The organism is Candidatus Melainabacteria bacterium (assembly GCA_003963305.1).
Classification (GTDB): Bacteria; Cyanobacteriota; Vampirovibrionia; order Obscuribacterales; family Obscuribacteraceae; genus PALSA-1081.
Genome location: RXJR01000024.1, coordinates 231,005 through 252,444, shown reverse-complemented (window position 1 = coordinate 252,444; position 21,440 = coordinate 231,005). Strand labels below are relative to the sequence as shown.

Here is a 21,440-nt window from a genome sequence, read left to right as displayed (position 1 = left end):
TCAGATAATAGGGGCGCTTCCGATAGGTGTTCCATATGTCAGTGTTCAGGCGATCTTCTCTAGTTGCTTTGTCGATGGCACTTTTAAGTGCCGTTCCGGGCGCACTGGCAAGTACGCTTGCGTTCACGGCGAATGGTGGCAATATAACCGCTTTTGAAGGTGACTGCGAGGCACGCAACATAGGTGGTGTGGCACTTCCCAAGGGCACTATCTCTATCTCGGGCAATACAATCACCGTCAACGCTGTTCCTGACTGGTTGTTTGACCGCCATGCAGTGTTGACAGGAGTTGTTGTCAATCCCAAGTTGGTTACCTCCGGTGCGACCAGTGCGATGACCGGCATCGCATACTTCACGAAAGGTGAGTGGCTGAGCAATTTAGGTTCTAACCGGGCTTCTGAAGTTGTCACCTTGACTAATGGTACTGCGCTGTCTGGGCACATTGCTGGTGCAGGCTCGAACGCACTGGATATGGTGCTCGCCGACGGTACCCGGCGGTCGGTCAACTTCGCCGAACTGGAATCTATAACTTCGCCTCGTGCGTATCCATTTAAAATTCCAGCTAGCTCTGTAAAGTTAGAGCCGTCTGATGGTTCTTACACTGCGGAAGTGGCGATGGCGTCGTTTAGCCCGGCTATGTTCCACAGCCACCTGGCTTTGTTCACTTCCAACAAGCCGCATGTGCCTAAGTCTACGTTGCCTGGCACTGAAGGCGGCATTTCAGACAGATACATAGCCGCGATGATTGCTACTGATATCATATCCGGTACCATTGCACCGGCAATTGCGATTCCAATTACGTTCACGCGTTCGACCTTGCATGCTCGCCAGCTCGAGTTCATCAACCAGAACAACAGCGTGGCGCTACCGCCGTTCAACCCTCAGCTCTGGAGCAACGGCACGCTGCACTTCTACCCTTTGAAGTAAGTTGTTGCGGAAGTCAGCCAGTCGTGAGCAGTCGGCTATGGAGTCTGCCTGGGTCTCTACATGTCGAGCGGTGTGCCGCAGGCTTGTTCAAGATCTGTGTAAGCCTGTTGATATTGCATGACCGCATCAAGATACAAGTTGCGAATCTGAATGTTGGCTTGTTGCGCCAGAAGTGTTGAGTTGATATCCGATTGACCAACTTCGTAGCTTCTTCGCGACAGACGAGCGACTTCGTTGGAGTCAGCTAGAACGTGTTCTTGATAGACACGAATTCGCTCGCGTGCTGTCAAAACATTGTTATAGGCGACAACTACGTCGCTTTGAATGATATTTTTCTGTGAGCCAATCTCGTATCCAAGCTGCTTTCCAATTGCTTTGTATTTGGCCAGGTCTCCCTGGTTCATGTTGGATATGGGGGCTTCAAGGTTCAGTGTGAAGAAGTTGGCTCTCAATTTCGGACCTGCCGGCGGGTTACCTGACACTGATTGACCGTAGGTGACCTGCGGATTCGGCATTATGTTCGCAACAGCATTTTTCATGTTGGCGCTGTTTACCTTCAATTGCTGATTTAAGCTCTTCAGCTCGAGGCGATTCTGCAATGCCAAACTTACGTAATACTGGAGCGGATGTTCCGGCTTGCTGAAGTCTGGCAAAATGCCGGGTTTCACCGCTTTTAGCTGAAATGCTGAGGGTTTCGGGCCTGTGAAGTCAGGCAAGCGAGGCACCGTAATTGGTGACTCCGCTACGCGACCCATAACCACATTCAAGTTTTGCCCGCTGCGCACCAGCCTTTGGTTGCCCACGCCCAATTCAATTTGTGCCTGTGACGTAGCCAGCCGGGCTCTCAGCACGTCCAATTCCGGAACATCGCCCGCTTGAAACCGCTTCGTCGATACGTTCAACAGTCTCTCTGTCAGCTCGTACAAATCATTGAGTGTCTTGGCGGTTTCCTGCGCCACAACAGCGTCTGTAAAAGCGCGGCGAGCAGTGGCCCTCAGCGCCCATAAAGTCGTCAATAAATCGATTTTGTTTTGATCGTAGTATCGCTTCGCTGACAGTACTCGAAAAGCTAGCTTCCAGGGGGGATCGTATACGGTAGTTTCACCAACACGGCGAACGTTTTCTGCTATTAGTCCTCTATCCATAAAGAAGCCCGGATTGGGAGCCATTGCCGCCTGGGCGATGCCGGCCTTTGAAATGGGCAGTTGCGCTCGAATGGCGGCGGCACGAGGACTTTTAGTCAGCGTTTCGTCCAGAGCTTGTGAAAGAGTGACGCCTTCGCTTTGACCTGGCTGCAGTTGGGGAGTTTGCCCGGCCGAATATTGCACCGTACCTTTCACCTGCCCGGGTACAGTTATGGGCGCCATTGTCGTTCCGTTGGGACTACCAAGGAGATTCTGTACGTCTTGTGCTGATGGCGATACCGGTCCGCGCAGCGACGGCATTGTTGATGACGATCCGGAAGATGACGGTGCCGCACCGGAAGATGATGGTGACGCGCTGAACCCGGGCGAGGTCTGGCTGCTGCTTGGCGCCACTGGTGCAGGCGAGGCTGGCATTCCGGCCCCGATTACATATTTATCAGTACCATCCTGCAAAAACTTATCGGCATCTTTGCTGAATGCCGGAGAATTGCTGATTGTCAGGATGCCGAGCGCGGCTAGTAAATGTCGATTCATGAGCGGGTTCAGTATATCCGAGGCTTCGAAACGACTGCCAGGTAGCCCTTTAATGTACTTTTTGCAAGCAAATTGAAAGGAAAAGCGCGAGGAGGCGCTTTGCGAGCCGATTTATTCTACAGCAACCACTTTTTCGCGATGTGACTAATTCGTGAAGCTGTCGCCAGCAGGACGGTATCGGCGAAAGATAAGCATTAATTTGGTAACATCTATGCAGACTTTTAGGGAACGTGTCTGAAAAAGCTCTGGCGGGTATAGATACGGGGTCCGGGAAGCCAATGGGTCTCGGATTCGCAAGATTCACGCAAGAATCAGATATAGTTCTTTCTGGACAGCACGGAGATCAGGCCGACGGCACGGCCAGCGGCGATATGAACGACAAGGAAAGTCGAAGCTTTTTGCGGGGTCAAATGGACTTTACCCCTCAGCGGATGATGCGTTACATCCGCTCGCGGGCGCGTCTTGCGACTGACGAAGACGTGGAAGACATTCTCCAGAACGCCCTTGTTCTGGTCACCAAGCATTTCGACCCGTCTCATCCGGAAGCGAAGCTGGCTCCCTATTGCCTCGGCGCCTGTAACAAAGCAATCGCGCAGAATCTGGAGCGCTATCATAAGGTTCAGCTGAAGAAGCGTGACGAGAAGAAATCGACTGAACAAACCGTAGAAATTGGTGTGGCTGCCCATGATGCCAATTATGACGGCGAATCGATGACCCGAAAGCAGTACGGTTTGGGCAAAACCTTTAGCGAGGAATCGTCGACATCGAATCAGTGGCGCACGACTTCCCTTGATTCAATGTTTGATGCTGAGGACGGGCGTACAGCCGACGACGTTTTCGGCATGGAATATACGATGTCCGGTAACTCTGAAGGGAATGACCCGGCCGCGAAAGCGATGATTAACGATCTTATAGATCAGATTCTGGCTGAGCTACCTGAGCAAATCCATCGCACCTGCTTCGTTTTGAAGTATGTCGAAGGATATAAACGAGAAGATTTGATTTCATGTCTAAAAATGGACCCCAAGAGTATAGATACGATCGACAAGAAAATAGTTCGAACGCTTAAGGCGTTTAAAGAGAAATTGGACAGAGACGAGGCGCGTATCTAGGAGATGGAAATGAACACCCTGAATGAAAAGTTGGATAAGGTCCTTGCAATCAGTGATGAGAAGCAGTGCGCCGAGTCATTCGAGAAATTCTGCGCTGAGAATTTTAACGACCTGCCGTTGCCGGGCGAGAATTCGAAATTTGATGGTGCGATGTGGGCAGCGTCTCAATTCAGAACGTTGTCAAAGACCGATGAGGCGATAATCAAGCGTGTCACCGATAAGTTGCTCGGTGAGCAGGTCGATGTCGTTAAGGAAGCTGTAGTGAAGCTCAGGGATATGGTCGGCAGCACAAAGGAAGCGGCGATCAACACCTGGCAAGATATGCTGGCTGCAATGGCGTGGCAGCAGATGGTGCCTGCTGGTGCGCTGCGTGGAGTTGGCGCACAACTGGTTGGATTAGGAACTTTCCAGAAGACCGTCGATGACGCGAATATTCAAATCAACCTGGGATGGCACGTAGACACTGATCAGCTGCGTATCCTGTTGCAAGCTAAAGACATGCAAGAGAACGCACTGGCCGATGTCGAAATGAGAATCAACGAAGCAGAGCGCGGCGTTGTCTTCTCGAGAAAGACTAATGAAGATGGTTCTGTTGTTGCTCCGAGTGTAAAAGTGGGACCAGGTCAATATCAGATTCAGGTCTTCTTTGCCGACAAAGTTGTTGAAACTCCGTTCTTCCGTATCTAATCGAACGTTTTGTCCGCTGTTCCAATTCTCTAAACTATTTCTTTTCGATTCTAAGTCTCATCTTGCTCGGCAGCAGGTGAGAGCTAGACAACAGCCCGCGAGCTTGATCAAGTGCTCGCGGGTTGTTTTTTGTTATGATCTGGTCCGTTTGCGTGGGGGCTTATCATGTCGCTAAAAGTTCGTATCGCTGGATCGATTCTGCTTTGCACATCTGTAGCTGTCGTATTGGCGTTGCCGGCCGCAGCAGATTCAACGACAAGAGAAGCCAAATCGTCGACGAACGACGCTAAATCATTAACGAGTGACGCCAAATTATTTGACAAACTTTACGCCGATTGGACAAAGTCGTTCAACCAAAAGGACATGGTCGGCACTATGTCGATATTTGCGCCGGTGTGCGAAGCCGCCCTGCCCGACGCTAACCACAAAACGTACGATCAAATTGAGGCAGGTTTTAAAAAGCTTTTCGCTGATAGAAGCAAAAGTTTCAAATACACATATGACGTGCTCCACATCTGGCGCAGCGGAGACCTTGCAGCGGTGCGTATTACGTGGCATCTTTCCACGTATGAAAATGGAAAACTGATTGATAAAAATGATGAACTCGGCATGGATGTGTTGAAACGCAATAAACAGGGGGCCTGGCAAATCGTTAACTGGGTGGCGTTTTCTGACAAATTGCATCCGTAACATCAGGCAAGTTGTAACAAGTATATGGCTGTGCCTTAGCCGATTTGCATTATGACCACGTCAATATCATTTACCAGATTGAGGCAACCGTGCAGGATTGTTATGCCGTCCATCAGCGCTATGCCTCTCTCGGGAAATGGTTCCTCAACATAATCGTTTTGCAAGTCCATGAATTTTTTCAATTCATGCGGCGGCAGTTTGCTTGCCATCTCCTTGAAATACTTTTCTTTTAGGCGCTCGCTTCTATTTTGATAGTCAGTTTCCAGCTGCTTCTCTGAAAAATGCACTGGATCAATCGATGTCAAATAAAGTTCTTTGACACTAGCGTCAAGAAGATAGCTGGGCGTGTCACTTGGGGTTTTTGCGAAGCCTTTAGAAATCAGGTCGATTTGCTTGTCATCTTTGAGCAACTCCAACAAGTCATACAGAACATAACCAGACCACTGAAATTGAAAAGGCTGGCTTGAGTGACTTCGCAAGAAATCAAAGGCATTCCTGGCGTTCTTGAATCGAGGATCGCGCTCAATCTCCGCAGCGTTGAAGCCTCCGGCATATACTGCGACTTGCTTATCATCGTCCGCTAGATTTGGCAGATTCTCAGTTTGTTGAAGACCAGCCAATTTTGCGTACTCGTGAAAATTGCTGCTCTCCATCAAGTAAAAAGACGCAATTGAGGACATCCGTCTTCTCCTTAGTTGATGCTGGGTATACTGGCGCTAGCGAGTTAGACACGCATGTTATCATCACCCAGGTGAAATAGCCTAAACTCATGCAGCGAAGCTGATAGGGTCCGCTCTAACACCGTCTCCCTGAGCTGGTCTTCTGGATAGATTCGACCCCGAAATTTGATTGCGTAAAGCAGCGTTTCTCTTTCGGTTACATCAGGTCCGAATGCTTATTAAGTGGGTTACACTGAGTGCCCCCAATAGTAGTTAGCAACCATGGCACCAACAACATCTACCAGCAAAACCCAACCCAAAATATTGCGAATTCTCAGACTGAGAGTAACGGACAAGCCCGGATTTCTCGGTAAAGTCGCTACCCTGCTTGGTGATCAGGAAGCGAATATTGGTGAAATCCATATTCACGGACAGGGTCCTGATTTCATCATTCGCGATATCAGTCTGCAGCTTGATGATGAGAAACATCTGCAGCGTGTTCAAGACGCGGTTTCTGGTCTTGAAGGCGTCGAGGTCGAGATGGTTATCGACCCCGTTCAGTTGGTGCATCAAGGCGGCAAAATCGAGATGCGCAGTCGTATTGAATTGAATTCATTAGCGGAACTGCGCCGGATTTATACTCCAGGTGTCGCGCAAATTTGCAAGTTGATAGCAAAAGATAAGAATTACAGCAAAGAGTACACAAGCATTTCAAATACTGTTGCGGTAGTCACAAACGGTACCGCTATTCTTGGTCTGGGCAACATTGGGCCCGTCGCCGGTATGCCTGTGATGGAAGGTAAATCCGTATTGTTCTCTGAGCTTGTTGGTATCAGTGCGGTACCGATTTTGATTGAGTCAACGGACAGCGATTACATTATTGAATCAGTAAAAGCCATTGCCCCCACATTTGGTGCTATCCATCTTGAGGATATCGCTGCTCCGGAATGTTTCGATATCGAAGAGCGTTTGCAAAACGCTTTATCTATCCCTGTTCTCCACGACGATCAGCATGCGACGGCGATTGTTGTGCTTGGGGCGCTGCTGACGATTACTCAGAGAATGGGCATCGATCTCGCCTCCTGCAACATTGGAATCATCGGTCTTGGTGCTGCCGGCGCTGGCATTGCCCAGTTGTTGCAAAGCTTTGGCGCCAAGAAAATTTTCGGAACAGACTTGAAACAAGCTGCTATGGACAGGTTGGCCTCCCGCGGCGGATATCCGGTTGACCTGCAAACTGTTATGAAGGAATCAGAAGTAGTTGTCGCCACGACCGGAGTTCCAGGATTGATCAAGCCAGAGATGGTCAAGGAAGGACAAGTAATCCTCGCGCTTTCAAATCCAGATCCCGAAATAGATCCTGACCTCGCCATCGCCTGTGGTGCGAAATTTGCGGCCGACGGCAGAACCATAAATAACGCGCTATCTTTCCCGGGTCTGTTCAAAGGCGCTCTAATGTCAGGGGCGACGAGATTCACAGACGCTATGAAAATTGCCGCAGCTCAGGCAATCGCTGGTCAAACCAAAATGGATAACCTGGTTCCGAGCATTTTGGATCGCGAAGTGCATAAGGTTGTCGCTGATGCTGTCGCTCTGGCTGCGCGGACAGGTGAACCTGGTTAGGTTCATTTTTTTGAATAGTGTATTGGACTACAATCTTTGCGCAAAAAGTGTAGTTTGCTACAATTTTGGTCTTTCTCTTTAAGGAGCAGTGTTGTAATTTACTACACTTTTTTCTAGTAAAGTGTAGTAAATTACAATCATGAAGGACCATATCTACAAACCGCTCATCAGGCAACTTGTCGACGCCCGAGAAAAACTCGGTCTAACACGCGCGAGCGTCTCAAAGCAGCTAGGGTTTCCCCAGGGGTATCTATCTCGACTGGAGCAAGGTCAGTACGACCTGAAGGCAAGCACCCTCATTGAGCTTTCCAGATTTTATGGACTTGAGATAATTCTGGCGCCGATACAACTTTTACCCGAAGTTAGACTTCTGTTGCACGACTCTACCGAAAACGACTCAGAACCAGCTTTTGTTCCCTTAGGTGATGAGGACGACAACGATGGTGAGTAAGCGCAAGGCTTCTGAAATATACGGCAATAGACTATCGATATGGCTTGGCGAGCAGAGAATCGGAACACTGACCGCGGATCAGTACGACGGTAGCCGTTTATCTTTTGAATTGGATTACGTTGAAGATAGAAATCGCCCAGTGTTGAGTCTCAACTTTCAATCAAAAACAGGAGGCGTCATTGAGTCTTCGAAAATATACCGAACTAAGCTCCATCCTTTTTTCTCCAATTTGCTGCCAGAGGGGCAATTGCGCACATACGTCGCGAAAGGGCTGAACATCAATGAAGAGCGTGAGTTCTTTCTTCTGGCTGCACTTGGAGCCGATCTTCCAGGCGCCGTAAAAGCAATTCCAGATGGTCAGATTGCGGCGTCCGCCGACTCAATAAAAGACGCAGCTGCGAAAGAACTCGACATCGAACCGCTTAAATTCTCTTTGGCTGGTGTTCAGATGAAGTTTTCAGCGCACCTGCAACACAATGGACGTCTGACTCTAAGACCTTACGGCGAAGATGGCGACCACATTTTAAAAGTGCCCGAACTGGCATATGAAGGGCTTCCTGAAGCTGAATATGCAACGATGAAGCTTTCTAAATTGCTGGGCATTAATACTGCCGAAGTTTCGCTCGTTAGTACTTCGGAAGTTGCGAATTTGCCTTCTGATATCAAAAGGATGGGCGGCAAGACGCTGTCGGTGAAACGGTTTGATCGTGATGGGCTGAAAAGAATTCATATGGAAGACTTTGCCCAGGTGTTTGGACGGTATCCCGCCGATAAATATAAAGGCGTTGCTTATCACGACATCGCCCGTGTGCTGAGAGGCACCGAAGGCATGAGCGGCGTGACCGAATTCATACGCAGACTCGTTTTCATGATAGGCACCGGAAATGCCGATATGCATTTGAAAAATTGGTCTTTGATTTACAGAGATGGGGTCAATCCGGCGCTTTCACCCGCCTATGATCTGGTTCCTACAATGGCTTTTCATCCAAGCAATGAACTGGGGTTGAGTTTGGGTGGAGCAAAATTGATTACGTCCATTACATTCGAAAACTTCGCTAAATTGGCTAGCAAAGCCGAACTCTCCAGTCGTCAAATTGTAGAAATTGCAAAAGAGTGCAGCGAAGAATTTCTTGCAGCCTGGACCGAGCATAAGCATAATCTGCCATTCCCTCCGAAAGTCCGAGAACAATTAGAATCGCACATCCCTCAATGTGAGATATTCAGATGGGATAAGGGCGTGAGCGGTTTCGGACCGTCGTTGAGTCGAGCCCTTCCTGTGTTCTTGTATGCTGGACTGGCTGGTATTGCTGGCGATACCGAAAGCAATAATCCTGAAGCTGTTCTCTATAACCTGGCGAATAAGTCCTATCTGGAGAAAGACTACAACACCAGTTTGAAGCTGTTTGATTCCAGCATTCAAACGAACCCGACAGCGCTAGCCTATTACAATCGCGGCTGTGCACATGCTCTGTTGAATCAATTAGGCGAGGCGGCTCAAGACTTTGCCGCTGCTGATGCGTTGGGTGGGCTTGCCGAAGCCGCCTACAATTCGGCAATCATGGAAATTCGACTGAGTGATGAAATCACTACAATACGTCCACGGATTGTTAGCTATTTAAATGCCGCCGTGACTCGAAAGCCTGAGATGTCCAGGGGGTGGTACAACCTCGGGGTTTATTATTTGATGCATCGAGCTACTGAAGCTGCCGTCGAGTCTTTTCAGAGAGCCATCGAATCTGAGCAATCATTGACTGAAGCTTATTTCAACCTGGCCATAACTTTGTTTATTAGCGGCAAGAAAGATGAAGCCAATCACTATTTCGCGACTGCAGCAGCGCACGATTCGAAATTCGCAGATCTGCAGCCGAAGTCGAGTCTTCTGGAGCCCGTTCATTTGACTGCCATCGGTGCACCTGGGGGACCGACTGGACCAGGTGGAAATCCGTTGCTATGAATCGAGTCGATGCCCGGTGTCCGTAGAAATGCGCGCTTTTACAGGCTTTGATATTTCTACTTGGGAATCGGTTGCTTTTGATTATTGTGAGTTTTTTTGGCCGGCGTTTTCGAGGTAGGGCTGTCCAAAAGGTTTTGCAAACCAATTGAAACAGCGTACATGACAATGAATCCGAGAATGAAGGAGAGAACGACGGCGATCTTTTTCTGCATCGACTTGCGTTCGCTCGCCAACATTTTTTTGTCGATACTCACTCCGCGAGTCACTTTTCCAAGATCATTCGCTAATTCTTCGACAGACTGATATCGATCTGCCGGGCTCTTTTCCAGCGCTTTCAAGATTACTTTCTTCAGGTCCGCAGGCACTTTCAGGGCGCTATCTATCTCAGGAGGCGGAGAGTTTAGATGCATCTCGATTGTGTCGATTACTGTTTTGCCGACGAAAGGTGGTGCGCCTGTGAGAGTGAAATACATTACGCAGCCAAGAGAATAAATGTCGGAGCGGCGATCTACTTTCAGTCCTCGAGCTTGTTCTGGGCTCATATACAATGGCGTTCCAACCACGGTGCCTGATCGTGTCAGTCCGCCTGAAATCACCATATCTTCATCACTCAACATTTTTGCAATGCCAAAGTCCAGCAGATGCACTGTGGTTTTACCTTGCGCGTCCCGGCTGAGCATGATGTTTTCTGGTTTCATGTCTCGGTGCACGACTTTGTTTTGATGCGAATGAATGAGCGCAGCCGCAACTTGTTTGAAGATCTCCAGCGCTTCGGGAACCGAAAATTGTTTATCTCGAGTAACTTTGCGTCCCAGGCTGATGCCTTCAATCCAGTCCATGACTAGATAGGGGATTCCGTTGTCAGTCAGACCAAAGTCATGAACACAACAGATGTTTGGATGTTTGAGTGAACTTGCTGCTTTCGCCTCAAACATGAACCTTTCGAGTGCTCTTTGGTCTGAATCAAATTCCGAGCGTAGAACTTTGATCGCATACTGCGCGCCGGTGTACCGATTCCCGGCCTTGAAGATGAAGCCCATGCCGCCTTCGCCGACTTTTTCGAACAGTTGATATTGTGTCGGCAGTTCTTCGGCTAGTTGCTTTGCTCGTAATTGAAAACTCTGGAGTCGCGAGTCTTCAATTTGAGTACGCTCGAGATCCATATTACCTGTGTCCCGTTGCCGGCTCAGTTGATTTTGACGTAGTCGTTATCGCCGGCGAATTAGCAGCCGTTGTTGCCGTTGCAGTCGCTGTTGATTTTGATTCTGCCGTTGGCGTTGCTGACGTTGCTGCTGTTATTGACGATGGTGCTGTAGTTGGATCGGTTGCCCTTATTGACGATGCTGTTGTCGTCGGTGTTGTCGGTAGTGCTGCAGGTGCTGACGCCGTGGCTGGTATTTGTCCGGCGGTTGCAGGCGCCTCGGTTACGATCGAGGGAGTTGCATCCGGTCTTGCCTCTTTAGCGACTGCTGTTGGGCTCTCTGAGCCGGAAAGCAGTTGAGCATTTTCGGCTTCGAGCGCATCGGCATCAGAATCTCTGTTTAATTTGCGCAGAACATTGGCGTAAGTCTGAATGGTTTTACGTCTCTTCGCTGCCGGCAGCGCCTGGTACGACTTATTGTCGGTAATTGTTTCTCTCAGCACCGTCTCAGCATTTGTATAGTCGTTTTTTATAAGAAACAGATCCGTAAGATCAATCTGCGAGCGTAAGAGCAGTTGTTGATCCGGAACCTTCGGTGATTTTGCAAATGCAACCACAGTTTTTTGAAAGTCGATAGCTTCTGTGATTTTCCCCTGTTGTTTCGAAACGTTGACTAGATGTTGCAGCGCTGGAAGTCCCTTTATACTGCCGGGACCATCTCTCAGCGCTACCACTTTAAGTACATAGGCGAAGGACTTCTCTGCGTCGCTCCAGCGTTTTTTCGATTCGAGCTGACATCCAAGTGTCATGTATTGTTCGATGGCTTTTGTCTGCGCAATTGTCGCCTTTTCTGCTTCAATCATTGCTTCATAGGAGCGGCGCACAACCTGACCGTGACTTCGACTGGCTGCCAATCCTGCGCCCAATCCAATAGCTCCGGCATGAACAGCGCCAAATTCCATAGTGCTCTGCGCTGAAACAGGCATGGGCTGAATCACAGGAATCGTTAGAAGAAGCAGTAGTATGCGACGCTTTTGCATTCGCTCAACTCTATTAGCAGCCTAATTCTATTTATGCCCGGGATTTGAACTTAATAGCATTAATAGTGGGTCGTTGCTTTGACACCGCCCGCGTAGCATTTAGTGGGCGCGGTTTTCGGTTAGTCGGCTTGCGGCTGAGTGGCTAAGATGATTCAGTTATCGGGTCGTCTCCGGGCTGAAGTTTGCACGCTATAGCCAATAAATGATTTGAATAGTTCCTCTCGCTCGGCTTCCTTCGATCTGATATCGCCATCTAGCTTTTGTGTCCAGGTTTCAAGCATAGATGACTTGTTGCCGAACAATCCGTGAGCCATGTTGAGAGGTGAAAGTAGTGCCTTGGCGGCGCATAGTTTCGGTCTCTTCAGCACCAGATTCAACCAGTGTTTGATTCGGAAGGAAAGTGAGTGTACGTAGATGAGCTGATAAAGATTTTGATGGTATGAATAGATCAGATCGCGAACATCTGCAAATGCTTCTTCAGGCGACTTGCGGTATTGTGCGTATTGCTTTGACTGGCGATATTCAACAATCGCTTCCTCATAAACTTGAATCTGCTGCTGCGCTACAGTGCGGCACTCCAGCGTCGCCTCAGCTTTCCTGCGAGCGGCTTCTCCAAAAGTGGTGCGACGTTCAGGAGAGATGGCCAATTTGACAATTGCTGCCGCAAGTTCGGTGGAACGGCCCGGCGGCACGATGTAACCAGTTGCGCCTTCGTCGATGTATTCAGGCGTTCCGCCTGAATTGGTAGCGATCACTGGTTTGCCGCAAGCCATTGCTTCCAGCACTGTATATGGTGCATTTTCATAGAGCGATGGAACCACGCATATATCAGCCGAGCGATAAAATGACGGCATTTCTGAAAGCTGCACATGGTCCACGAATTGAACGTAATCTTGGGCTCCGCTTGCTGCCAGTCTGCTTTTAACGGTTCGCGCGACGGAGCGTTTTCCCACTTTCATGTCACGACCGACGATGATAAATCGCACATTCCTGGTTTGCTCGAGCACCTGCGGAATGGCATCGATTAACTGGTGAATTCCTTTTCTTTCCTCGAGTCTTCCGGCAAACATTACTGTCACTCGATCTGTTGGGGTGAGTGAGCGCTTGCCTTCTGGCGTAAATTTGTTCAGGTCGACGCCGTTTCTGACGATGTGAATAGATTCAGCATCGTAGCCGCAGTTGAAAGAGACATATTGAGCTAATTCCTTGCTTGGCGATGAAACCGCATCTGCATTGAGGATAGTCAGTCTTTCCAGCATGCCGAAGAGATTGTGATCGAAGGAAGGAACCAGGTTGTGGTAGCGTTCCGCGACAAATTTGAAGTGTGGTGTGTGCAGTCGCACTACAAGCGGACACGACTTCGTCATTGCGATTGCCAGACCTTCTGCCAGATGCTCGGGCGCTTCCACGACATCAAATGGCTCTTTGGCATGGAGCTCGATGAATTTATTCCACAGTGCAATTGTCGATTTGAACAGGTAATGACTGTAGGGAAGCGAAATCCAGATCGTTGCCAGTTCATCCAGCAGTCGACCCCAGACTGCTCTGTGCAAAGGAATCACATGGCGGGATGGATCTTCCGCGCCGTTTGCGATTGGTGGTTCGACGACATCTTCTTTTCGAGCCAGTGCAATTACTTCAACGTCGTGCCCGAGCGCAGCCAGTGCGTTCGCATGTTGATAAGTGTAGGCTCCGATGCCTCCCCAGCCGGTCTCAGGCGGGTATTCGCGTGAGATAAGACAAATTCGCATGGCGTTTACTTCGCAGGGGATCTAAAGGGATTCCAAGTTGAACGATGCGGTTTGTCTTGTGAGACAGAATTTAGCCTTTTTTGACTTCCCAGAAATCTTCGCCGAGGATATCCCATGGCAAGCGATGCTCGTCAGGGTTAGTGGCGTCAAAGCATTGGTTGACGAAGTAAATCATGTTCGCAGGCTGGGTTCCGACATTCGCCAGACCGTGGGCTACCCCTCTGGGAATGTAGAGAGCCTGCGCTCGACCGGCTCCCAGAACAAAACGCATAGTCTTGTTGTAAGTCGGTGAGTCTTTTCTCGCGTCAAACAAGCCGATCAGAAGACGATCTTGCGGAATGATAAACCACACATCTTCCTGGTTGTAGTGCAGGTGGAAAGCTTTGATTGTGCCCGGAAGCATTTGTGAGTAGGTGCTTTGACGTACTTTGAATTCGGGCAAAATCAGCAGATTTCCTTGTTCGTCGAGACGAACAATTTCGGCTAAAGCCCCGCCATCATCAACGAACATGTTGAGGTTGATCAGCTGGACACCTTCGATAGTGACCTTCTTCGAGTAATCCTGCACTGAGAGTGCACTGCAGTAGTCGCCACCAATAGCGTCTTTAGTCAACGGTTTGAGCATGAGAAGTTAAGCGCCTTTTCAGAAAAGTTGTGCTAATCGAGCATATGACAAGACTAAAGAATACCAGCCAAGACCCGCTTAAGTCCAGACTTGTGCCGCTTTGCGAAGGTGTAGTTACTCTAACGCTACGACCTTTCAAAAGGTTTTCATTCCGGTCGACTAGCCGCTAGTCGCTGCCGCTTTTTGTCCGGAATGCAGCTGCAGGTAAGTTTTCAGCGATTCTTGCCAGGGCGGCAACTCCCGACCGATTGTATTGATCAGGGTGGTTTTGTCGAGCACTGAATATTTCGGGCGTGTTGCAGGGCGCGGCATTTCGCTTGTCGCTATCGGAATTACTTCGTTATCGCGATCGCGCAAAATTTCTTTGGCAAATTCGTACCAGCTCGTCACGCCATCATCGGTGCCGTGGTAGACGCCCCATCTGCCTGTCGTGATCAGATCGGCAACTGTTTCAGAAAGACTCAAAGTGCATGTTGGAGAGCCAATCTGGTCAGAGACGACGCGCAGGGTTTTGCGGTCATTTGCCATGGAAGAAATCGTGTCGACGAAGTTTTTGCCGTTTGGACCGTAGAGCCAGCTGGTGCGCACGATGTAGAAGCGCTGAAGGTGACGCTGTACGGCTTTTTCTCCAGCCAGTTTGCTCTTTCCATAGATGGAGAGCGGGCGGGTAGCATCCCAGGGAGTGTAAGGCTGATTTTGCTCGCCGTCGAATACGTAATCTGAGCTGAAGTAGAGCATTGGTGTTTCGAAAATATTGCAGGCAACTGCTAAGTTCTCTGTGCCGTATCCGTTGATGTGATAGGCGAGATTGGGCTCTGATTCTGCTTGATCTACTTTTGTGTAAGCGCCGCAGTGAATGATCAGATCAGGCGCGAGATCTTCGATGGTTTCGAGGCATTGATTATAGTTGGTGACGTCGAGCTTCTCTTTCGGCACACTGATGACGTTGTGTCCGCGTGACTGAAGACACGCAGATAATGCTTGACCTAACATGCCACCAGCGCCGGTGACCAAAAGTTTCATCGTTTCCATTCAGATCCGTGGCAGCGCCACGCCTCCATTACCGATTCTTCACAGCCAGACGCCATGATAGCAAGTCAGGCCCGCAGTTTCTAGGTACTTCAAAAGCAAAGGTCCGCATCTAGTGATGCGGACCTCCAGATTCCATTACAGCAGCTTGCTGGCGAACTAAACCGCAACCGTTGGGGTTGGGGCTGGCACGACAGGCGGAGCGAACTCCGGTTTCGTCACGGCGTTCAACCAGGCTGTGTTTGTCTTGTACCAGTTAATTGTCTGGTAGATACCTGTTTCAAAGGTGTGCTTAGGCGTCCAGCCCAGTTCTCTTTGAATTTTGCTTGAATCGATAGCATATCTGCGGTCATGTCCAAGTCGGTCTTCAACGTACTTGATGAGTTCAGGACCCTTTCCGCATTCCTTCAAGATCAATTGAGTGATCTGCATGTTGGTGCGTTCGTTGTTTCCACCGATGTTGTACACCTCGCCTGGAACTCCTTTGTGGAATGCCAGATCGATTGCCGCGCAGTGGTCTTCTACATGCAACCAATCGCGCACATTCAGTCCGTCTCCATAAACCGGCACTTGCTTGTTGGCAAAGCAGTTCGTGATGAAGAGAGGAATCAATTTTTCTGGATGCTGATATGGTCCATAGTTGTTTGAGCAGCGTGTGATTACGGCTGGGAAATTGAAAGTGTGGAAGTAAGCTCTGCAGAGCAAATCAGCTGCAGTCTTGCTGGCTGAGTATGGGCTGTTTGGCTGAAGCGGAGTCTCTTCGGTAAACAGTCCGGTTGGCCCAAGCGATCCATAAACTTCGTCGGTCGATACTTGTACATATTTGATGCGGAATCCGCCGGTCGGCAACTTGCCGTGTTTGAAAGCTGCTTCCAAAAGCACCTGTGTGCCCATTACGTTGGTTTCGACGAACACAGCGGGGTCTGAAATCGACCGATCTACGTGACTTTCCGCAGCCAGGTTGATAATGCCGTCAATCTTTCCGAAACGTTTGCCTGAGACGATATCGTTGACGAGGGTTGCGTCCTGGATCTCTCCTTTGACGAACTTATAACGTGGGTTGTCGGATACGTCTGATAAGTTCTCTGGATGTCCCGCGTAGGTAACGGCATCTAGATTGATGATCGTGTAGTCCGGATGATTATTCAACAAGTAGCGCACCAGATTGCTTCCAATGAAGCCCAGTCCGCCGGTGATGAGTAATTGCATTTAGTTCTCCTCGGTAATCCTGAAAACTTGACAACCGCAAAGGTTTCCAATCGTCAGGAGCAATTGTCCAGTGACAACCCCGCCGTGGTCAACGTGAGAGAAATAATGTGCAGCCGATCTGCAGTGAATCTTGTCTAATGAAGTTGTCAGGACTGAATGGCTGGCGCTCAGACAACTTCAACTTTGCTGTCATCACCGATCATTAATCTAAATGCAATTGGTTTGCTGTTGCTTCGTTTAAGTTCGACGTTGACACCGATCAAAGAATCTTCTATACGTCCATGGAAGTCGACGATCTGGCAGTGCTCGCGCAAAATGCAGTGTTCGATTTCAGCATGTGAAACCCTTGCACCATCGCCGATTGAGGTGAACGGTCCAACGTAGCTGTCTTCCAGGAAGCAGTCTTCACCGATCATGGCCGGGCCGCGCACGATGCAATTTTTCAGCTGACTGCCTTTTCCGACGTGTACTCTGCCTGAGATTCGTGAAGCACTATCAGTGGTGCCCAGCATGGAGACGTCTGTCATCTCGTCGAGCACAACGCGGTTGGCTTCCAGCATGTCGTCTTTCTTCCCTGTGTCCAGCCACCAGCTCCTGAGAATGTGGCTGTCAACGTGGTGTCCGGTAGAGATGAGCTGTTGAATGGCGTCGGTGATTTCCAGCTCGCCCCGCTTGCTTGGTTTGATCTGGTCGATTGCGGTGTGGATATTCTTGTTGAACAGATAGACTCCGACCAGGGCCAGATTGGATTTTGGCTTGGCAGGCTTTTCTTCAAGGCAAAGAATTCTGCCGTCTTCGTTGAGCTGGGCTACGCCGAATGAACTTGGATTTTCGACTTCTTTGAGCAAGATAAATGCGTCGGCTTTTCCCTCTTCAAAGCGCTTAACCAGAGGACCTACGCCATCTTTGATCAGGTTGTCACCCAGATACATAACAAACGGATCGTCTTTCAGAAATGGTCTGGCAGTCTTTACTGCGTGAGCGAGCCCGAGCGGTTCGTCTTGCAGCACATATTCGATTTTGATGCCCCAGCGATCGCCGTTGCCGACTGATTCGCGTACATCATTGCCGGTTTCAGGGCTGATGATGATGGCAATTTCTCGTATGCCTGCGGATATCAACGCTTCGATTCCATAGAATAGAATCGGTTTGTTCGCTACCGGCAGCAATTGCTTTGCTGCTGTATGCGTGATCGGACGCATGCGAGTGCCTTTGCCGCCGCTTAAGATTAGTCCCTTCATTTTTCCGCCTGTATCTCTAGTCGTCAGAACCTAGAACGCACCACGCTTGCTGACGACAGCACCAAACGTGGAAAAAATAATCTGCCAATCGAGCCAGTAGTTCCAGTGGTCGCAGTACCACTTGTCTGCCTCGACTTTGACATCATCGGGCAGTTCGTCGCGACCGTTGACTTGTGCCCATCCCGTAATTCCGGGCGGAAACTTGAGAACGCCTGACTCTTGCCGCATCGCCGTTAGCTCGGTCTGATTATACAGAGCCGGGCGCGGCCCAACCAAACTCATCTCGCCTTTAAGGACGTTAACCAATTGAGGAAGTTCATCCAGGCTCGTTTTGCGCAAGAACGCACCGACTTTGGTTATCGGGCTGGGCATTTTCAGCATCTGGTCTGTCGGCACGTCAGGTGTGCCGTAAAACATCGTGCGAAACTTATAAATTTCAAACAATTCACCGTTCAGTCCAACGCGCTTTTGCTTGAAGATGATCGGACCCTTTGAATCGCTCTTAATGGCGATAGCTACCGCTGCCAGAACGGGCGCGAGACCTACCAGGGCAGTGGTAGAGATTGCGACGTCAGTGATTCGTTTAAGAGCTTTCAGCACAACCGGCTCCGTTTGTGTGGAGTGATTGTACTGTGGCAGCGAAGAGACGTGCCAAAACTTAGTCAAATTTGATCAGTAAGTTACTCAGTAAGTTACTCAGTTGTTTTCACACATTACGAGACTAATTCATCCACAACCTGATTGAGCGGGACAAATTTCGCGGTCAGTTTTTTGTAAGTGCGAGTAAAGGGTTGCGTCACATCGTGACAGACGATCAGGTTTTCGCCGCTCGGATACTGGCGGCGAAATGCCTGCAGACCGGTGGGATCATATTCAGAAGAGGACCATGAGCAGTCAATGGCAGTAGGCGTGTGAATTCGTCGAGCAAAAATAAAGTCAACTTCGTGATTGCGTTTATCGCGCCAATAGTAGAACTGTCTGGTTTGGAGGCTGGCATGCAATTCGTTGAGCACAAAGTGTTTCCACATTGGTCCAAGATCTGATCGGCGCAGTTGATTCCAGCCGCGATGGAATGCGATAAAACCTGTGTCGAAGCCATAGACCTTTGGTGCTGCGATGATCTCCGTTGATCGTCTCGAGTTGAAGGGACGCAGCAAATTGGCGAAGTATGTTTTCTCCAACACTGCCAGATAGTTTGTTATCGTTGTGCGGCTGACACCGCATGGTTCTGCGTATCTTGTCGCCTCGAAAATGTCGCCGCTATTGATCATGAGCATCTCTGCGAATTTTTGCAGTGAAGTTTTCTTTTCCAGGCGAAATTGGTTTTGCACTGAGTTGAACCAGAAATCGTCCATCCATTGCTGAAACTCATGTTCAGGGAAACCTTCGGCAAGGAAGAACGGAGGCAGTCCTCCACGAAGAAAACGTTGTTGAAGATCGTGTTGAAGGAAGTCCGCAAGATCATTGCTGACCATGGGTGTAAGCCAGAGTTCTTCAATGCGTTCCTCAGTCAAATCTTTGCCGACTGCGGCGAGCGCCAGTGAAGATGAGCTGGTTGCGAGGAGCCTGATTTGTGGATACACCTGGCGGGCTAGCGAAATTATTGCCAGAGGATTGACGAGCCGTGTAATTTCGTCGAGCACGATACGCCCCTCGCCTATGCGTGCGAAAAATTCCAGGGGGTGTTCAAGTTCTCGTCGAACACTCGGAAGTGTGCAGTCGAAATATTCGACCTGGGGCAGGTTCTGTGCAATCAGGCTCTTTCCGGTTCCTGGTAGTCCGGAAAACCAGATGGCATTGCCTCGTTGCCACCTTTCCTCGACTTGTCTGAACCAAAAACTTCTATTCTTCATAAGGACGAGTCTTGCATGTAGGTGTACTAAACGCAAGTAGCGTTTCATCTGGTGTCGGTCTGGTAATTCCTTAGAGTTTGTAATTAAGCACCGGGCGAGCTTTCTAAGCAGTCGGCCGTCACTCAGCTGTTACCGTCACCACTCCAACTGCGAATTTTTTAGCAGTTTTCATAGAATCGAATTTGAAAAATCTGGTTTTACGTTTTGTTTAATGCTACTAAATGAAACTTGGATGGCGAATCGTTATGAATATCGATTTGATGGTGCAATTTCTTTTAGTGCGACTAAACGAAAAGCTTATGGCGTATGGTGATTATCAACTAATCGATGCGTTGTTTTCGTTTGGTCGCATTATTCGGTGCCGATTGCCGTGCTTATCGGGTCCTTTTGACTTTTAATTTCGCTTGGTGACACTATTTGAAACATGTGAGCGCTCTAATAAATTGCTGCGAAGCTATGTGATTAATACTTTTCATTTGGTATCACTTTTCGCAAGACAAACTATGTGTACTTGTTCACAGCACAGTCCATCAGGTTGCTGATTGTCCTAAAATGTTTGATTTGGACTCCGAAAACGCAGCAATGCAGCAATGAAACTATCTATCGTCATCGTCAGCTGGAACACGCGAGAACTCTTGCGCACTTCTTTGACGACGGTCAAGGCTGAACTCGACGATCCTTCCAATTTGCTAGCCGGCGAAACCGAAGTTTTCCTCGTTGATAATGACTCCAAGGATGGCTCGGCGCAGATGGTGTCCAGCGATTTTCCATGGGTTCATCTCATCGCTAATTCAGACAACCTGGGATTTGCTAAAGCGAACAATCAGGCAATCAATATCTGTAAGGGTGAAAAGATTTTGCTTCTTAATCCGGATACGGAGGTGAAGCCTGGTGCACTCAAGTGTCTTATGGACTTTCTCGACAGTCATCCGAAAGCCGGCATTGTTGCGCCTCAACTGATAAATACTGATGGCTCGATTCAGAGATCGTGTCGCGCCTTTCCCACCTTCAACGGCATGGTCTATGAATTGATGGGATTGAGCAAAATATTTCCAGATCAACCGCGATTTCGCGAATACAAAATGCTTGATTGGAATCATGATGACGAGCGCGAAGTGGACCAGCCCGAGGGCGCCTGCCTGATGCTCAAGCGTGAGGTCATCGATGATGTCGGCACGCTTGATGAGGGCTTCTGGATGCTCTTTGAAGAAGTTGATTGGTGTTATCGCATCAAGCAAAAGGGTTGGCAGATCTGGTTCACACCGAGTGCAAAAGTGGTGCACCATTACGGTCAGTCAATCAAGCAAGTAAAAGCCAAAATGATTTTGTCATCGCATCGTGGACTGTATCGCTTCTGGAAAAAACACTATCGCAATGGGCGTTGGTATATGGATGCCCCTGCCTACCTGGGGTTGATGGGGTTGGCTTATTTCAGAATCGCCAGCTTTCACCTGCGTGGTGGCAAACAAGTGGCACCGAAATCAACTTGATATTTCAATCAATTGGCCTTTTGCTTCTCGATTAGCTCATAAATTTACCTCTAGAAATTGAACCAAATTACCTGGTTGAACGTAGTTCTTATTAGGAGATCTACTCGTTCGCTTGTTCGCGTTGTAAATGGAGGTGGTTATGGCTTTAGAAGATTTTTGCCTGGTGGCAGGCGTTGTGTTTGTACTTATTTATCTGGTCACGGTGGCTGCTGCCGTTTCCATCATTATTGAACAGAGAAAAAGAAAGCTGGCTATGCATCGCATACGGTATCACTCCAGG

At 49.1% G+C, this 21,440-nt stretch carries 19 protein-coding genes; 8 read left to right on the top strand and 11 right to left on the bottom strand.

The window, feature by feature from the left end:
* Nucleotides 1-35: 35 nt before the first annotated feature.
* Complete coding sequence (locus EKK48_23860; protein RTL37723.1) at nucleotides 36-926, top strand: hypothetical protein; 891 nt, start codon at nucleotides 36-38, stop codon at nucleotides 924-926.
* Nucleotides 927-982: 56 nt separating this feature from the next.
* Here EKK48_23860 and EKK48_23855 read toward each other — a convergent pair whose 3' ends face one another.
* Nucleotides 983-2,605 (bottom strand): TolC family protein, encoded by a 1,623-nt coding sequence (locus EKK48_23855; GenBank protein RTL37722.1) that lies wholly within the window; start codon nucleotides 2,603-2,605, stop codon nucleotides 983-985.
* 278 nt (nucleotides 2,606-2,883) lie between these two features.
* On the opposite strand from EKK48_23855, the gene EKK48_23850 reads away from it, so the two are divergent.
* From EKK48_23850 to EKK48_23840, 3 genes are all read left to right on the top strand, one after another.
* Nucleotides 2,884-3,717 (top strand): hypothetical protein, encoded by an 834-nt coding sequence (locus tag EKK48_23850; GenBank protein ID RTL37721.1) that lies wholly within the window; start codon nucleotides 2,884-2,886, stop codon nucleotides 3,715-3,717.
* Nucleotides 3,718-3,726: 9 nt separating this feature from the next.
* Complete coding sequence (locus tag EKK48_23845; GenBank protein RTL37720.1) at nucleotides 3,727-4,404, top strand: hypothetical protein; 678 nt, start codon at nucleotides 3,727-3,729, stop codon at nucleotides 4,402-4,404.
* A gap of 165 nt (nucleotides 4,405-4,569) precedes the next feature.
* A complete protein-coding gene (locus EKK48_23840; GenBank protein RTL37719.1) occupies nucleotides 4,570-5,094 on the top strand; it encodes an SgcJ/EcaC family oxidoreductase in 525 nt (174 codons plus the stop codon).
* Nucleotides 5,095-5,129: 35 nt separating this feature from the next.
* On the opposite strand, the gene EKK48_23835 is transcribed toward EKK48_23840, so the two are convergent.
* Nucleotides 5,130-5,774: a hypothetical protein gene (locus EKK48_23835; GenBank protein RTL37718.1), complete on the bottom strand. Its 645-nt coding sequence runs from the start codon at nucleotides 5,772-5,774 to the stop codon at nucleotides 5,130-5,132.
* A gap of 261 nt (nucleotides 5,775-6,035) precedes the next feature.
* On the opposite strand from EKK48_23835, the gene EKK48_23830 reads away from it, so the two are divergent.
* The 3 genes from EKK48_23830 to EKK48_23820 all read left to right on the top strand — a co-directional run bounded on the left by EKK48_23830 (nucleotide 6,036) and on the right by EKK48_23820 (nucleotide 9,781).
* Complete coding sequence (locus EKK48_23830) at nucleotides 6,036-7,376, top strand: NAD-dependent malic enzyme (GenBank protein RTL37717.1); 1,341 nt, start codon at nucleotides 6,036-6,038, stop codon at nucleotides 7,374-7,376.
* A 139-nt stretch (nucleotides 7,377-7,515) separates the two neighbouring features.
* Complete coding sequence (locus EKK48_23825) at nucleotides 7,516-7,827, top strand: XRE family transcriptional regulator (protein RTL37716.1); 312 nt, start codon at nucleotides 7,516-7,518, stop codon at nucleotides 7,825-7,827.
* Nucleotides 7,802-9,781, top strand: coding sequence for a hypothetical protein (locus EKK48_23820; protein RTL37715.1), 1,980 nt, complete (start codon nucleotides 7,802-7,804; stop codon nucleotides 9,779-9,781). Before EKK48_23825 ends, EKK48_23820 begins: the two co-directional genes overlap by 26 nt.
* 56 nt (nucleotides 9,782-9,837) lie before the next feature.
* On the opposite strand, the gene EKK48_23815 is transcribed toward EKK48_23820, so the two are convergent.
* The 9 genes from EKK48_23815 to EKK48_23775 form a co-directional block, all read right to left on the bottom strand.
* Nucleotides 9,838-10,944 (bottom strand): serine/threonine protein kinase, encoded by a 1,107-nt coding sequence (locus EKK48_23815; protein RTL37714.1) that lies wholly within the window; start codon nucleotides 10,942-10,944, stop codon nucleotides 9,838-9,840.
* A 1-nt stretch (nucleotide 10,945) separates the two neighbouring features.
* A complete protein-coding gene (locus tag EKK48_23810) occupies nucleotides 10,946-11,962 on the bottom strand; it encodes a hypothetical protein (GenBank protein ID RTL37713.1) in 1,017 nt (338 codons plus the stop codon).
* Nucleotides 11,963-12,114: 152 nt separating this feature from the next.
* Complete coding sequence (locus EKK48_23805; protein RTL37712.1) at nucleotides 12,115-13,713, bottom strand: glycosyltransferase family 1 protein; 1,599 nt, start codon at nucleotides 13,711-13,713, stop codon at nucleotides 12,115-12,117.
* Between the two features lie 70 nt (nucleotides 13,714-13,783).
* Nucleotides 13,784-14,338: a hypothetical protein gene (locus EKK48_23800; protein ID RTL37711.1), complete on the bottom strand. Its 555-nt coding sequence runs from the start codon at nucleotides 14,336-14,338 to the stop codon at nucleotides 13,784-13,786.
* Between the two features lie 159 nt (nucleotides 14,339-14,497).
* Complete coding sequence (rfbD, locus tag EKK48_23795; protein RTL37760.1) at nucleotides 14,498-15,361, bottom strand: dTDP-4-dehydrorhamnose reductase; 864 nt, start codon at nucleotides 15,359-15,361, stop codon at nucleotides 14,498-14,500.
* Between the two features lie 165 nt (nucleotides 15,362-15,526).
* Nucleotides 15,527-16,576 carry a dTDP-glucose 4,6-dehydratase gene (gene rfbB, locus EKK48_23790; protein ID RTL37710.1) on the bottom strand — a complete coding sequence of 350 codons (1,050 nt, stop codon included), beginning with the start codon at nucleotides 16,574-16,576 and terminating at the stop codon, nucleotides 15,527-15,529.
* Nucleotides 16,577-16,743: 167 nt separating this feature from the next.
* Nucleotides 16,744-17,817 (bottom strand): glucose-1-phosphate thymidylyltransferase, encoded by a 1,074-nt coding sequence (locus EKK48_23785; protein RTL37709.1) that lies wholly within the window; start codon nucleotides 17,815-17,817, stop codon nucleotides 16,744-16,746.
* A 30-nt stretch (nucleotides 17,818-17,847) separates the two neighbouring features.
* On the bottom strand, nucleotides 17,848-18,417 hold the full coding sequence (locus tag EKK48_23780; protein RTL37708.1) for a sugar transferase: 570 nt from the start codon (nucleotides 18,415-18,417) through the stop codon (nucleotides 17,848-17,850).
* A 113-nt stretch (nucleotides 18,418-18,530) separates the two neighbouring features.
* Nucleotides 18,531-19,718 (bottom strand): ATP-binding protein, encoded by a 1,188-nt coding sequence (locus tag EKK48_23775; GenBank protein RTL37707.1) that lies wholly within the window; start codon nucleotides 19,716-19,718, stop codon nucleotides 18,531-18,533.
* Between the two features lie 542 nt (nucleotides 19,719-20,260).
* Between EKK48_23775 and EKK48_23770 the strand changes: the two genes are divergently transcribed.
* On the top strand, nucleotides 20,261-21,160 hold the full coding sequence (locus EKK48_23770; GenBank protein RTL37706.1) for a glycosyltransferase family 2 protein: 900 nt from the start codon (nucleotides 20,261-20,263) through the stop codon (nucleotides 21,158-21,160).
* Nucleotides 21,161-21,440: the final 280 nt, after the last annotated feature.

Coding starts and splice junctions, on each gene's coding strand:
- EKK48_23860 (RTL37723.1), top strand. CDS start 36: ATGTCAGTGTTCAGGCGATCTTCTCTAGTTGCTTTGTCGATGGCACTT.
- EKK48_23855 (RTL37722.1), bottom strand. CDS start 2,605: ATGAATCGACATTTACTAGCCGCGCTCGGCATCCTGACAATCAGCAAT.
- EKK48_23850 (RTL37721.1), top strand. CDS start 2,884: ATGGGTCTCGGATTCGCAAGATTCACGCAAGAATCAGATATAGTTCTT.
- EKK48_23845 (RTL37720.1), top strand. CDS start 3,727: ATGAACACCCTGAATGAAAAGTTGGATAAGGTCCTTGCAATCAGTGAT.
- EKK48_23840 (RTL37719.1), top strand. CDS start 4,570: ATGTCGCTAAAAGTTCGTATCGCTGGATCGATTCTGCTTTGCACATCT.
- EKK48_23835 (RTL37718.1), bottom strand. CDS start 5,774: ATGTCCTCAATTGCGTCTTTTTACTTGATGGAGAGCAGCAATTTTCAC.
- EKK48_23830 (RTL37717.1), top strand. CDS start 6,036: ATGGCACCAACAACATCTACCAGCAAAACCCAACCCAAAATATTGCGA.
- EKK48_23825 (RTL37716.1), top strand. CDS start 7,516: ATGAAGGACCATATCTACAAACCGCTCATCAGGCAACTTGTCGACGCC.
- EKK48_23820 (RTL37715.1), top strand. CDS start 7,802: ATGAGGACGACAACGATGGTGAGTAAGCGCAAGGCTTCTGAAATATAC.
- EKK48_23815 (RTL37714.1), bottom strand. CDS start 10,944: ATGGATCTCGAGCGTACTCAAATTGAAGACTCGCGACTCCAGAGTTTT.
- EKK48_23810 (RTL37713.1), bottom strand. CDS start 11,962: ATGCAAAAGCGTCGCATACTACTGCTTCTTCTAACGATTCCTGTGATT.
- EKK48_23805 (RTL37712.1), bottom strand. CDS start 13,713: ATGCGAATTTGTCTTATCTCACGCGAATACCCGCCTGAGACCGGCTGG.
- EKK48_23800 (RTL37711.1), bottom strand. CDS start 14,338: ATGCTCAAACCGTTGACTAAAGACGCTATTGGTGGCGACTACTGCAGT.
- rfbD (RTL37760.1), bottom strand. CDS start 15,361: ATGAAACTTTTGGTCACCGGCGCTGGTGGCATGTTAGGTCAAGCATTA.
- rfbB (RTL37710.1), bottom strand. CDS start 16,576: ATGCAATTACTCATCACCGGCGGACTGGGCTTCATTGGAAGCAATCTG.
- EKK48_23785 (RTL37709.1), bottom strand. CDS start 17,817: ATGAAGGGACTAATCTTAAGCGGCGGCAAAGGCACTCGCATGCGTCCG.
- EKK48_23775 (RTL37707.1), bottom strand. CDS start 19,718: ATGAAACGCTACTTGCGTTTAGTACACCTACATGCAAGACTCGTCCTT.
- EKK48_23770 (RTL37706.1), top strand. CDS start 20,261: ATGAAACTATCTATCGTCATCGTCAGCTGGAACACGCGAGAACTCTTG.